Consider the following 12434-nt stretch of genomic DNA (forward strand, 5'->3'; position numbering starts at 1 on the left):
AATCCCGACCGCACCTGTTCCGGTCCCGGGGGGCGCACGGCACGCGAGCGCTCGCGCGTCGAGCGCTCTCCGGGGCGCAGGGCCCAGCGCTCCTCCGAGCACGACGGCGCCAGGCGTTTCTTGCATCTCCGTGCTATGAGACCCGCGCAGATCGCTTGCCGGCGCTTCGTTGCCGAGGGGAAGGCGCCCTGTCTGGCTTTCTCACACCGCGAGAGGATATGCGCAACATAGGCAGCGCCAGCCGATGGTTGGGGGTCGCCCTCCTGGCAGGAGCGGCGGGTATCGGGTGCGGACGGGTCGTCGTCGATCCGCTGCCCAGCGCGACCGGAGCGGGCGGCTCCCCCGGCGTCACGACGGGGGACGGCGTGGGCGGGTCGACCGCCCCGGGGGCAGGCGCCGGCGGCGACATCGGCGGCCACGGCGGCAGCGACGCCTGCTCCGGACCGCTCGATCTCGCCGACCCGGCGCTCGAGGCGGCGGTGCGCGAGGCCGTGGAGAAGCCCTCGGGCCCGCTCCTCCCGGCCGACGTCGCGTCCCTCGAGGTCCTCGCCACCGACAGCGGGGTCCAGTCGCTCTCCGGACTCGAGTGCGTCAGGTCCCTCGTGGGGCTGCACCTCGGCTATAACCACGTGGCCGATCTCACGCCGCTGTCCTCGCTCGCAGAGCTGCGCTTCCTGGATGTGACGGGGAACTCCATCGCAGACATCACGCCGCTGTCCTCGCTCGTCCAGCTGGAGGTGCTGAACCTGGAGGTCAACGCCATCTCGGACATCACCGCCCTCGGCTCGCTGACGAACCTGCGTTTCTTGGGCATCGGCCTGAACCCGATCAGCGACATCGGCCCGCTCGGCGCGCTGATCGAGCTCGAGATCCTGGGCATGAGCGGCCTGCCGATCTCGACGCTCGCGCCGCTGTCCGGCCTGTCGAAGCTCCGCGAGCTCTATGCGACCGACGCGGGGCTCAGCGACATCTCGGCCCTGTCGACCATGACCAGCCTGCGCACGATGTACCTCGGGAGCAACCGCATCTCCGATCTGTCTCCGCTCTCGACCCTCTCTCGGCTGGCCGTCATGGATTTCTACGACAACGCGATCTCCGACCTGTCGCCCCTCGCCGCCAACCCGAATATCAGCAAAGAATGGTCCGTGGAGCTCTCCCAAAACCCGATCGGCTGCGCCACCCAGGCGAGCAACATCCGCGCGCTCGAGGAGCGCGGCGCGGACGTTCACGTGGACTGCCGGTGACCCCGCGCAGCGCTCGCCGGGGTCGACGCCGCCGGGCGCGGGCGTCCCGTGGAGACCTTATCCTATGAACCAGCTCGGCCGTGCGTCGCTCGTCTTCCTGTCTTCCCTGGCTTCGATCGCGCTCGCGGGGTGCTCCGCGGAGAGCGTGGATGATCCCGTGTCCGAGGAGGGAGAGCTCGGCTCCGCGCAGTCAGCCTTGTGCGACATCGAGGACGTCGTTCCGCATGATTTCCTTGTCATCGACCCATCCGAGAGCGTCCAGACGCAGTCGCCGTCAGGAGCCTATCACGACTCCAACTGCACCGGAGGTTACGTCGTCGATGCGGGGAGCGACAGCTACATCGAGACTCTCCATTTCGAGGCGTCCTGGGAGGACAACGGGCTCGTCAATCAGGTCAACTGCAGCACGGCCCATGTGGACATGGACATTTACGGCTACGATCTCGATGACCATGAGTGGAAGGCCGCCAGCGATGTGGCCCCCGTGAATGGGCAATGGAGCGCGACGAACGGCTGCCAGGTCCGTATTCAGAGCCACCTCGGCGACGTCCTGCGCCGCCGCAGCGAGCTGCCCGTCCGCACCGTCGCCTCCGCCGCCCCGCTCGAGGACGGCGTCGTCTATATCGTGCCCCCGGGCCGCGACGTGGAGATCACCGACCATGAGCTCCGGCTCCAGCCGGAGAGCAGCGCGCGACCCAAGCCGTCGGTCGACACGCTCTTCCGCACCGCGGCCGAGGTCTTCGGCGAGAACCTCGTCGCCATCGTCCTGACCGGCACGACATCCTGGAGATCAACTTCACGGCGCGGCGCCTGCTCGGCATCCACGGCACGGCGCTCGGTCAGGACCTCGTCCACCTCGCGCAGTCGGTCCCCCACCGGCCGCCGCTCGAGGCGATCGACGCCGCCTTCCGGGGCGAATCGTCGGAGCCGATCGAGGTCGCCGTCGAGCCGACGCCCTCGGATGACCCGACCTACATCCAGATCACGTGCCACGGGCCCCGCGCGGAAGAGCCGGGCAAGGTCGAGGCGGCGCTGATCGTGGTCGAGGACGTCACCGAGGTGGTGCGGCGCCGGAAGGCGAGCCAGGAGAGCCTCGGCCGGGAGGCGCAGCTCCGCGCCGAGCTCGCGGCCGCGAAGGCCGAGCGCGATCGCGCCGAGGAGCGCTTCGCCGCCGAGCGCGATCAGCTGCGCCGGGAGAACGAGGCCCTCGGCGCCGCGCTCGCGCAGCTCGAGTCCACCCGCGGGCACGACCAGTCGGCGATCCAGCGGCTGACCGAGCAGAACCGGCGGCTGCTCCGGGCCAACGAGGAGCTCACGTCGGCGCACGAGCAGCTCCGCGCCGTGAACGAGGAGCTGATGGTCTCCACCGAGGAGGCGCAGGCCGCCATGGAGGAGGTCGAGACGCTGAACGAGGAGTTCCAGGCGACCAACGAGGAGCTCGAGACCGTCAACGACGAGCTGCAGGCGACGATCGAGGAGCTCAACACGACGAACGCCGATCTGGAGGCGCGGAGCCGCGAGATCCAGGAGCTCGCCGCGCCCATCGAGGCGGAGCGGGCGCGGCTCTCGGCGATCCTGCGCAGCCTGGGCGACGCGCTCCTCGTGGTCGACGGCGCGGGGCGGCCGGTGCTCATGAACGACGCCTACCAGGCGATGTTCGGCGGGGGCCGGCTCACGGCGCACGACGAGAAGGGCCGGCCGCTGCTGTACCAGGAGACGCCGGAGCAGCGGGCCGCGCGCGGGGAGAGCTTCCAGGTGGAGTTCACCACGCCCGGCCCCGGCGGGCTCGACCCGGCACTTCGAGGCCACCGGCCACCCCATCGGCGGGGGCGACTCGACCGGCAAGGACGCGGCCGAGCGGGGCGTGATCGTCATGTCATCCGCGACATCACCGAGCGGAGCATGCGCAAGCTGCAGAGCGCTTCATGGCGATGGCGAGCCACGAGCTGCGCACGCCGCTCGTGCCGCTGCGCGGCTACCTCGACATGCTGAGCACGCTGCTGCCGGCGGACGGCGACCCGCGCCTCGCCCGCTTCGCGTCGCTCGCCCGCGCCCAGAGCGAGCGGCTCGAGCGGCTGGTCGAGGACCTCGTGAGCGCGACCCGCATCCAGACCGGGAAGTTCGAGCTCAAGCTCTCGGCGGTGGAGCTCGCCCCGCTGGTCTCGCACGTCGCCGAGAGCGCCCAGACGCTCGGGCCGGCCCCGAAGGTCCACCTCGAGCTCCCCGCCGCGGCGGAGCCGATGGTGGTGAACGGCGACGCCGCGCGGCTGGAGCAGGTCCTCATGAACCTGATCAGCAACGCCTTCCGGCACGCCAACGGCTCACCCAAGATCGATGTGCGCCTGCGGCACGCGGGCAGCACCGCCGAGCTCGACGTGGAGGATTACGGCCCTGGCATCCCCGCCGCCGACGTGGCGCACGTGTTCTCGAGCTTCTACCAGGTGGATCGGCCCAAGGACACCTCGTCTGGCGGCATGGGGCTCGGGCTCTTCATTTGCAAGGAGATCGTCAGGGCGCATGGAGGGCAGATCTTCGTGCGCAGCGCGGAGGGTAAGGGAGCGACCTTCACCATCAGGCTGCCGCTGATACCGAATCGAGGTGTGCACGATTGATGCCCTGGGTTCGCGCTGCTTTCCTGCGGAGAAGGGACGATGGCGAAGCGGGCGAAGATCCTCGTGATCGAGGATGATCGTGATTCGAGCGAGATGCTCCTGGAGATGCTGGGAATGGCCGACTATGAGGTGGAGTCGGTCCACTCGGCGGACCAGGCGATCGCCGCGCTGACGGAGCGGCGTTACGGGGCCGCCCTGCTCGACCTGACCGTGAAGGGCGCGACGACGGCCGAGCTCGTCGCGCGGCTCCAGGGAGTCCCGGAGAAGCCGCCCATCGTGATCTTCTCGGCGCGCATGCCGGAGGATCTCCGGAATGCGGCGGAGCAGCTCTCGGCGGCGGTGCTCCAGAAGCCGGCCAGCATGGCCACGCTGCTCACGACGATGGAGCGCGTCGTCCGCCCGGCAGCATGAGCGACCCCTGACGGGGCGCGTCTCCTCTCAACGCATCTCCTCGACGAGGCCACCATGCCGGGACACGACATCATCACGATCGGGGCGTCGGCGGGCGGCGTGGAGGTGCTGATCGCGCTCATCGGGGGCCTGCCTTCGGATCTGCCGGCGTCGCTGTTCGTGGTCCTGCACCTGCCGTCGACGGGCCGGAGCGTGCTCCCGCAGATCCTCGAGCGGACGACCCGGATGCCGGCGGCGACCGCGGTCGACGGCGAGCCGATCGAGCGCGGGCGCATCTACATCGCGCCGGTGGACAACCACCTGATGCTCGGCGAGGGCGTCGTGCGGGTGGTCTACAGCGCGAAGGAGAACGGCCACAGGCCAGCGGTGGATCCGCTGTTCCGGAGCGCGGCCGCGGCGTACGGCCCGCGCGTGGTCGGCGTGGTGCTGTCGGGCGCGCGCGACTGCGGCACCGCTGGGCTCGTGGAGATCAAGCGTCACGGCGGCGTCGCCGTGGTGCAGGATCCGAAGGACGCGCTGTTTCCGGGCATGCCGCAGAGCGCGCTCGACAACGTGCCGGTGGATCACTGCGTGCCCCTGGCGCGCCTGCCGCCGTTGCTCGTCGATCTGGTGCACAAGAGGACAGGAAAGGCGCCCGAGGGGGCGGAGACGTCATACGGGCTCGTGGGGGAGAACGTGGAGGCACTCGAGAGCGAGTTCACGTGTCCGGGGTGCGGAGGCAACCTGATCCGGAGCGGAGACGGCGCGATGCTGAGCTTCCGGTGCAAGGTCGGCCATCGATACTCGCCGGAGGGGCTGGAGGACGAGCAGTCGGAGGCGCTCGAGGCGGCGCTGTGGGTGGCGCTCCGCACGATCGAGGACACCGTGGCGCTGGCGCGCCGGATGGCGCAGCGCGCGCAGGAGCGCAATCAGCTGCACGTGATGGCCCACTTCGAGGAGAAGGTCCGGGCCGCCGAGGAGCGGGGCGCGCTGGTGCGCCGGGCGCTGATGGGCAAGGAGGAGGGGAACGGGTCGTCGCTGCGCCCGCGGCCGAGGCGCTCGTCCTAGCGGGCCGAGGGCCGGGGCGGGCGGGCGCGCGACGGGGGGGACCGGGGCCGGGCTACGGGAGCACCACGAAGACGTCCGGCCCGCGGAAGTCGTTCTTCTTCGCCTGGAGCTCGCTGAAGTAGATCGCCACGTTGCCGCTGACGTAAACGTCTTCGCGATCCTTCGCTCCCGGTTCTTCGCGGGTTCCGTCGTCGCTCCCCCCGTCCGGGAAGAGGCAGCGGACGGGCGGCAGCCCCAGCCAACGCTCGACGCAGAGGGTCAACGCCGCGGCTCACCCCGGGCCGCGTCGACGAGCGCGCCGCGGGAACGATCTGCGCGAAAAAAGTTCGTGCGAGCGCGTAATGGGCAGCATGGTTAGGTGAAGGCCATGCATTTCACCGAGGTGATGCGCGAGCTCGAGCGGCTCGGCACCGAGCAGAACCGGAAGGTCTACCTGCGCCACGGCGCGACCGAGCCGCTCTTCGGCGTGAGCTTCGCCCACATGAACGCGCTGGAGAAGCGGATCAAGCGCGACCACGAGCTCGCCGAGGCGCTCTGGGCGACCGGCAACTCCGACGCGCGGACGCTGGCGGCGTCGATCGCCGATCCGGGGCGCTTCACCCGGGACCAGATCGAGGCGTGGCTCCACGGCCTGCGCTCGCCGCTCCTCATCGACCTGATCGTGAAGCGCATCGCCGTGAAGACGCCGTTCGCCCGCGAGGCGATGGCGCGCTGGACCGCCTCGGACGACGAGTGGATCGGCCGCGCGGGCTGGAAGCTCTGCGGCGCGCTCGCGGAGGAGGACCCGTCGCTGCCCGACAGCCTGTTCGAGGAGCGGCTGGAGGCGATCGAGGCGTCGATCCACCGGGCCAAGAACCGCGCCCGCGAGGCGATGAACGGCGCGGTGATCAGCATCGGCGCGCGGAACGAGCCGCTGCGGGGAACGGCGCTCTCGGCGGCGCGGCGCATCGGCAAGGTCGAGGTCGACCACGGCGAGACGAGCTGCAAGACGCCCGACGCGACCGCCCACATCCTGAAGCTGTGGGCCGGCCGGAAGCCGGCCGCCGCGCCGGCGAAGGCGGTCGGGGCCAGGGGCGAAAAGCCGGCCAGGGCCGCCGCTGCCAAGCCGGCCGCCGCTGCCAAGCCGGCCAGGGCCGCCGCCAAGCCGGCGGCCGCCGCGCCGGCCAGGGCGACAAAGTCGCGCCGCGGCGGCGAGGCGGCGGCCCCGGCCGCGGAGACGTCGAAGGGCGACGCGTCGCGCCGCGTCGCGCCGCGCCGGGGCTGACGGGGGCACGCGCCGCCCGGCGCCGGATCACGTCGGATGCGCCGCCGCGACGGCCTCGTCCGACGAGCCGAGCAGCTCCTTGCGCGTGAGCCGCTCGACGACCTGGCGCGTGAGGACGAGGTGGTCCTCCTCCTCGTGCAGGCGGCACCGGAACGCCTCCCTCGCCTCGGCGTCGTCCGCCTCGTCGGCGAGCTCGAGCAACAGCTGCCAGCCGGCGTTGTCGACGAGCTCCGCGGTGAGCAGCGCGTGGAAGAGGTGGGCCGGGTTCTGGTCGCCGTCGAGCACCACCTGCTCGAGGCCCCGCGACTCGATCTCGATCAGCCGCGACATCTCGGTCTCGGCGTGCGCGTCCCCGCCGAGCGCGCGGATCTGCGCCTCGAGCCACTCCTCGTGCTCCTTCTCCTGATTCCGGTGCTCCCGGAGCTGGCCGAGCAGGTTCAGCAGGCCGGGATCGGCCGTGCGGCCGACCTTCTGGATGATGGAGTCGTACAGCTTCACGCTCGCGCGCTCGAATGTCAGCCGCTCGTTGAGAAGGTCGATGGCCTTGTCCTTGTTCACCTGTGCAAGCTTCTGCATGGATGCCTCCGGCCGGGGCAGATGCGATTCGCAGGCCGTCGAGCGGCAGCGCGCGCCCGGCCGGTGCGCGCGGCGCGGCGGCGCAGCGGCGAGCGCGAGGCGCGGCGGCGAGCGCGGCGCGCACGGGGGCAGGCGCGCGGCGGCGCGCGCGAGGCGGGGGCGCGCCGATCAGAGGTGCTCGGTCAGGTACTCCACGATGGCGCGGTTCGCGAAATGGCTCGCGACCGGCGACCGGTAGCCGTGCCGCTCGCCCGGGAACACGACCATGTCGAACCGCTTGTCCGCGGCCATGAGCGCCTCGATCATCTTCGCTGTGTGCGCGACGTGCACGTTCTCATCCATGAGCCCGTGCAGGAGGAGCAGCTTGCCGCGCAGGTTGCCCGCGTGCTTCGAGAGATCGGTCGCCTCGTACCGCGCGGCCGCCTGGTCGAGGAGGCCCATGTACCGCTCCGTGTAGCCCGTGTCGTAGAGCCGATCGTCGGTCGCCGGCGAGCCCGCGACGCCCACGTGGAAGCGGTCCGGCGCCTTGAGGAGCGCCGAGAGCGCCATCCTCCCGCCGTAGCTGTGGCCGTAGATGCCGACCCGGCCCGCGTCGACGTACGGCAGCGTCTTCAGGAACTCGAGCCCCGCGATCTGATCGGCGAGCTCGACCTCGCCGAGGCGGCCGTAGATGGGCGCCTCGAACGCGCGCCCGCGGTTCGCCGAGCCGCGGTTGTCGAGCTGGAAGACCACCACCCCGCGGTCGGCGAGGTGGTTCCAGAGGAGGAGCGGCGACCAGGAGTTATAGACCGTCTGGACGCCGGGCCCGCCGTACACGCTCACCACGACCGGGTAGCGGCGGCCGGGCTCGATCGTGCGCGGCGCGAGCAGCGCGCCGTAGAGCGTGTCGCCGCTCTCGGCGCGCACCTCGACGATCTCGGGGGCGCGCAGGCCGAGGTCCGCCAGCTCGGGGTCGACCGGCGCCGGCATCGCGCCGAGCTCGGCGCTGCCTTCGCCCCGGACCACGGCCTTCCACGGGCGACCCAGGGCCGAGTGGACGTCCACGTACCCCGGCCCCTTCGGCTCCACGGTGACGAAGTGCACGCCAGGCTCCGCCGTGATCCGCTTCACCTCGCCGCCCGCGAGCGGCACGGTGTAGAGGTGCCGCTCGGTCGGGCCGTCCTTCGTGGCCACGAAGCGCGCCTCGCCGCGCTCCTCGTCCGGCGCGGCGAGCGCGGTGATGTCCCAGTCGCCCGCGGTGAGCTTCGCGAGTTCCGCGCCCGAGTCCGCGTCGCGCACCGCGAGGTGGCGATGGCCGCCCGCGGCGGTCGCCCAGAGGAACCTCGGCGAGCGCTCGAGCGGCCGCATCTCGCCGAAGTCCGCCCAGGTCGGCGAGGTCTCGACGACGACCTCGGCGGCCTCGCCCGAGCGCGGGTTCGCGCGGAGGAGCGCGAGGCGCTTCTGGTCGCGCGACAGCGTCTGGAACCAGAGCGCCTTGCCGCCGTCGGCCCACGCGAACCGGCCGAGGTAGCGCTCCTCCTGGCCGCCCGTCCACGCGAGCCAGGTCGTCTTCCGCGTCGCGAGGTCGAGGACGCCCGCCCGGACGCGGGGGTTCTTCCCGCCGACGCGCGGATAGCGCACCATCTGGAGATCTTCCTTGCCGTCGCGGACGCCGAAGACGGGCACCCGCTCGACCTCGCGCTCGTCGACCTCGAGGTAGGCCACCCGGTCGCAGCCGGGGGAGATCCAGAACCCGCTCGGCTCGTCGAACTCCTCCTGGCCGTTGAAGTCGGTGAGGCCGCGCGAGACGCCCTCGGGCGCGCCGCGGGTGAGCGCGGTCTCGCGGCGCGAGGCGACGTCGATCATGAAGAGCTCGCGCCCGCGGACGAACACGACGCGCTCGCCGCCGTCGCACACCTGGGGATCGATCTCCGGCTCGGGCGTGCTGGTGAGCCGCGCGATCGCGCCCGCCGCGTCGCGCAGGAAGATGTCGCCGCCGAAGGGGATGAGCATCACCGCGGCGCGCTTGGCCCACGAATACGCGGTGATCCCCCGCGAGAACATGCGCTGTCGCTCGCGGCGGAGCTCCTCCTCGCGGGAGAGCGGCTTCGACTCCTTCAGCAGGTCGCCCGACGCGACGAGCTGCCGTGTCTCGCGCGACGCGGTGTCGAAGGCGAAGAGGGCCTGCTCCGGCCCGTCCGGCTGCCGCTGGAGGTAGGTGACCAGCTTGCCGCCGGGCGCGTACTGGACCCCCCTGGGCAGCCGCGCGCCGAGCGGCGGCTGCCGGCCGAGGTGCGCGAACGTGACCCGGCTCGCCTCCGGCCCGGCGATGCGCGTCTTCTCCGGCGCGCCGCCCTGCTTCGCCGCGGCGCCGTCCCCGGCGGGGGCGGCCTTCGCCGGCGCGGCTGCCCTGGGCGGGGACGAGCCCGCGGGCGGGGCGCAGGCGGCGGCCAGGACGACGGGGAGCACCCACCAGGTTGCGGAGCGCGGCGGAGTTCGCATGGCCGCGATCTCGCCCGACGCGGCGGGGGAAGTCAAACGCCGGCTGCTGCGGCCAGGCCGGAGGTGGAGAGGGAGAATTCAACGCAAAGGCGCAAAGACGCAAAGGCGCAAGAAGAATAAAGAAAAGCAGGGGAGTCCCCGCTCTTCACCATCAAATCATTTCTTTGCGTCTTTGCGCCTTTGCGTTGAACTCTCCTCTTCGCGCCTTTGCGATCAACTCGCGATGCGCCGGAGCACGATGACGGGCCTGCCCGCGTCACGCGAGCGCTCGAGATCCACCTTACAGTCGAGCATCCAGTCGTTGTCGTCGTCCGGATCGGCGATGATCTGCTCCACCACCCACGAGCCGCCGTCCTCGGCCGGGTGGATGAGCGTGTTGCTCGGGCTCCGGGCGGCCGGGTCGGTGCGGATGGCGGCGTGCTCCGCGTAGAAGCCCCGGAGCGCCTCGTCCAGCCGCTCCGCCGTCCAGGGGGCGTCCTCGCCCTCCACCATCTCGGCGGCGACCTCGTAGTCGCGGCGGGCGAGCGCGCGCAGGAAGAAGAACAGCTCGTTCCTGACGAGCACCGTGAAGTCCTTCGCGTTGCGGGTGATGTCGAACGCGGACGGCTCCACGGCGCCGCCGGGGGAGGCCGCGCGCGGCTGGTACGACGGGTCGCGCAGCCGCTCCCACTCGTCGAGGAGGCTCGAGTCCACGCCGCGGATGAGCGCCCGGAAATAGGCGATCATGTCGCTCGTGTCGGCGTCCTTCGCGTAGTCGGGGACGGTCTGGACCAGCGCCTTGTACACCTCGGAGACGTACCTGAGCAAGAGCCCCTCCGCCCGCTCCAGGTTGTACTCCCGGATGTACTCGCCGAACGACAGGTATTGCTCGTACATCTCGCGCGCGACGCCCTTCGGCCGGATGTTCTCCTGCCCGACCCAGGGGTGCCGCCGCGCATAGTCGTTGAACGTGCCGTAGATGAACTCCGCGTTCGGCTTCGGATAATCGAGCTTCTCGAGCTCCTCCATCCGCTGCTCGTACTCCACGCCGGCCGCCTTGAGCTCCGCGAGCTTCTCGGTCTTCAGCCGATCGAGCTGCTTTTGCAGGATGAGATCGGGGTTCTCGAGGATCGACTCGACCAGCGTCAAGAGATCGAGCGGATAGGTGCCGCTGTCGGGATCCAGCTTGTCCACCGTCTCGAGCACGTAGAGCGAGAGCGCGTGGTTCAGCGAGAAATCCTCCTGGAGATCCGCGTTGATGCGGATGCGCTTGCCCGGCCCGTCCTCCTTGGAGACGAACTCGATGATGCGCGCCTCCACGAGGGAGCGGAACAGGAGCATCGCCGTCCTGCCGTGCTGGCGCCGGACGGCGGGCCGGTCGTGCGTGCTGCGGATGAGCCGCTTCATCGCCTGACACCCGCCCTCCTCGCGGCCGAGCACGTTGACCAGCATGCCGTGCGTGACCTGGAACCGCGACACGAGCGGCTCGGGCGGCGACTGGATCAGCCGCTCGAACGTCTGCCGATCCCAGTGCACATAGCCCTTCTCCGGCGGCTTCTTCTTCACCATCTTCCGCCGCTTGGCCGGGTCGTTCCCCGCCTTGGCCTCGAGGCGCATGTTCTCGATGACGTGCTCCGGCGCCTGCGCCACGACGCTGCCCTGCGTGTCGAACCCCTTGCGGCCGGCCCGGCCGCTGATCTGCTGGAAGTCGCGGACGCTCAGGATGGCCGTCTTCTCGCCGTCGAACTTGCAGAGCTTCGTGAACAGCACCGTGCGGATCGGGATGTTGACGCCGACGCCGAGCGTGTCCGTGCCCGAGATGATCTTGAGGTGCCCCTGCTGGGCCAGCTTCTCGACCAGGAGCCGGTACTTCGGCAGGAGCCCCGCGTGGTGCAGCCCGATGCCGTGCTTGACGAAGCGCTGCACCTCCCGGCCGTAAGGGCTCGAGAACTTCACCCCGGCGAGGGCGGCGGTGATCGCCCGCTTCTCCTCCTTGGTGCAGTAGTCCTGGCTCATCAGGTTCTGCGCCTCCTCGGCGCAGGCCCGCTGGGTGAAGCTCACGATGTAGATCGGCGCCTTGCCGTTCTTGACGAGGGTCGCCACCGTCTCGTGCAGCGGCGTCTCGCGGTACTCGAAGTCGAGCGGCACCGGGCGCACGGTCGACTTGATCACGGCGGTCTGCTCGCCGGTGAGGCGCGCGATCTCCTCCTGGAAGAACTCGGTGCCTCCCATCGTGGCGCTCATGAGCAAAAACCTCGCCTGCGGCAGCGTGAGCAGCGGGATCTGCCAGGCCGCCCCGCGATCGCGATCCGAGTAGTAGTGGAACTCGTCCATGATCACGTAGTCGCAGAGCGCCTTCTCGCCCTCGCGGAGCGCGATGTTCGCGAGGATCTCGGCCGTGCAGCAGATGATGGGCGCGTCGCGGTTCACCGCCGCGTCGCCGGTCAACATGCCCACGTTCTCGGGGCCGAAATCGTTGCAGAGCGCGAAGAACTTCTCGCTGACGAGCGCCTTGATCGGGCACGTGTAGTAGGACTTCATCCCCTCGGCCATCGCCTTGAAGTGCATCGCGGCGGCGACGAGCGACTTGCCCGAGCCGGTCGGGGTGTTGAGGATGACGTTCTTGCCGCCGAAGATCTCGAGGATGGCCTCCTCCTGCGCCGGGTAGAGCTCGAGTCCACGCTCGGCGACGTAGTCGAGGAAGCCGTTCAAGAGGTCGTCGGCCGTGAAATCGTGGGGCGACGGCGGGAGGCGGGCGAGGAGCGGAGCGGCGGCTTGATCCATGGCGGCTGGGACGCCCGTCGAGGGGGCGCACCATGC

At 70.7% G+C, this 12434-nt stretch carries 10 protein-coding genes and 1 pseudogene; 7 read left to right on the forward strand and 4 right to left on the reverse strand.

Annotation, left to right across the window (positions count from 1 at the left end; genetic code table 11):
- Positions 1-248 precede the first annotated feature (248 nt).
- The 6 genes from WMF20_RS25675 (at position 249) to WMF20_RS25700 (ending at position 5314) form a co-directional block, all read left to right on the forward strand.
- On the forward strand, positions 249-1244 hold the full coding sequence (locus WMF20_RS25675) for a leucine-rich repeat domain-containing protein (RefSeq protein ID WP_437604594.1): 996 nt from the start codon (positions 249-251) through the stop codon (positions 1242-1244).
- A gap of 64 nt (positions 1245-1308) precedes the next feature.
- Positions 1309-2280: a chemotaxis protein CheB gene (locus WMF20_RS25680; protein ID WP_437604595.1), complete on the forward strand. Its 972-nt coding sequence runs from the start codon at positions 1309-1311 to the stop codon at positions 2278-2280.
- Positions 2281-2282: 2 nt separating this feature from the next.
- On the forward strand, positions 2283-3236 hold the full coding sequence (locus WMF20_RS25685; protein WP_437604596.1) for a hypothetical protein: 954 nt from the start codon (positions 2283-2285) through the stop codon (positions 3234-3236).
- Positions 3170-3856, forward strand: coding sequence for a sensor histidine kinase (locus WMF20_RS25690; protein WP_437604598.1), 687 nt, complete (start codon positions 3170-3172; stop codon positions 3854-3856). The genes WMF20_RS25685 and WMF20_RS25690 overlap by 67 nt, the downstream gene beginning before the upstream one ends.
- Before the next feature lie 39 nt (positions 3857-3895).
- A complete protein-coding gene (locus tag WMF20_RS25695; protein WP_437604599.1) occupies positions 3896-4267 on the forward strand; it encodes a response regulator in 372 nt (123 codons plus the stop codon).
- 54 nt (positions 4268-4321) lie between these two features.
- Positions 4322-5314: a chemotaxis protein CheB gene (locus WMF20_RS25700; RefSeq protein ID WP_437604601.1), complete on the forward strand. Its 993-nt coding sequence runs from the start codon at positions 4322-4324 to the stop codon at positions 5312-5314.
- A gap of 52 nt (positions 5315-5366) precedes the next feature.
- On the opposite strand, the gene WMF20_RS25705 is transcribed toward WMF20_RS25700, so the two are convergent.
- Complete coding sequence (locus tag WMF20_RS25705; RefSeq protein WP_437604602.1) at positions 5367-5576, reverse strand: hypothetical protein; 210 nt, start codon at positions 5574-5576, stop codon at positions 5367-5369.
- A 105-nt stretch (positions 5577-5681) separates the two neighbouring features.
- Here WMF20_RS25705 and WMF20_RS25710 point away from each other — a divergent pair.
- A pseudogene (locus WMF20_RS25710) lies at positions 5682-6332 on the forward strand (DNA alkylation repair protein); the annotation flags it as partial.
- A gap of 273 nt (positions 6333-6605) precedes the next feature.
- On the opposite strand, the gene WMF20_RS25715 reads toward WMF20_RS25710, so the two are convergent.
- The 3 genes from WMF20_RS25715 to WMF20_RS25725 form a co-directional block, all read right to left on the reverse strand.
- Positions 6606-7154, reverse strand: a complete 549-nt coding sequence (locus WMF20_RS25715) for a DUF892 family protein (protein ID WP_129576886.1) — start codon at positions 7152-7154, stop codon at positions 6606-6608.
- A gap of 168 nt (positions 7155-7322) precedes the next feature.
- Positions 7323-9635, reverse strand: coding sequence for an alpha/beta fold hydrolase (locus tag WMF20_RS25720; RefSeq protein ID WP_437604603.1), 2313 nt, complete (start codon positions 9633-9635; stop codon positions 7323-7325).
- Between the two features lie 213 nt (positions 9636-9848).
- Entirely contained in the window at positions 9849-12398 is a 2550-nt protein-coding gene (locus tag WMF20_RS25725) for a DEAD/DEAH box helicase (RefSeq protein WP_437604604.1), read from the reverse strand.
- Between the last annotated feature and the right edge of the window lie 36 nt (positions 12399-12434).

The sequence above is a fragment of the Sorangium sp. So ce834 genome (assembly GCF_051521425.1).
Lineage (GTDB): Bacteria > Myxococcota_A > Polyangia > Polyangiales > Polyangiaceae > Sorangium > Sorangium cellulosum_D.

Coding starts and splice junctions, on each gene's coding strand:
- WMF20_RS25680 (WP_437604595.1), top strand. CDS start 1,309: ATGAACCAGCTCGGCCGTGCGTCGCTCGTCTTCCTGTCTTCCCTGGCT.
- WMF20_RS25690 (WP_437604598.1), top strand. CDS start 3,170: ATGGCGATGGCGAGCCACGAGCTGCGCACGCCGCTCGTGCCGCTGCGC.
- WMF20_RS25695 (WP_437604599.1), top strand. CDS start 3,896: ATGGCGAAGCGGGCGAAGATCCTCGTGATCGAGGATGATCGTGATTCG.
- WMF20_RS25700 (WP_437604601.1), top strand. CDS start 4,322: ATGCCGGGACACGACATCATCACGATCGGGGCGTCGGCGGGCGGCGTG.
- WMF20_RS25715 (WP_129576886.1), bottom strand. CDS start 7,154: ATGCAGAAGCTTGCACAGGTGAACAAGGACAAGGCCATCGACCTTCTC.
- WMF20_RS25720 (WP_437604603.1), bottom strand. CDS start 9,635: ATGCGAACTCCGCCGCGCTCCGCAACCTGGTGGGTGCTCCCCGTCGTC.
- WMF20_RS25725 (WP_437604604.1), bottom strand. CDS start 12,398: ATGGATCAAGCCGCCGCTCCGCTCCTCGCCCGCCTCCCGCCGTCGCCC.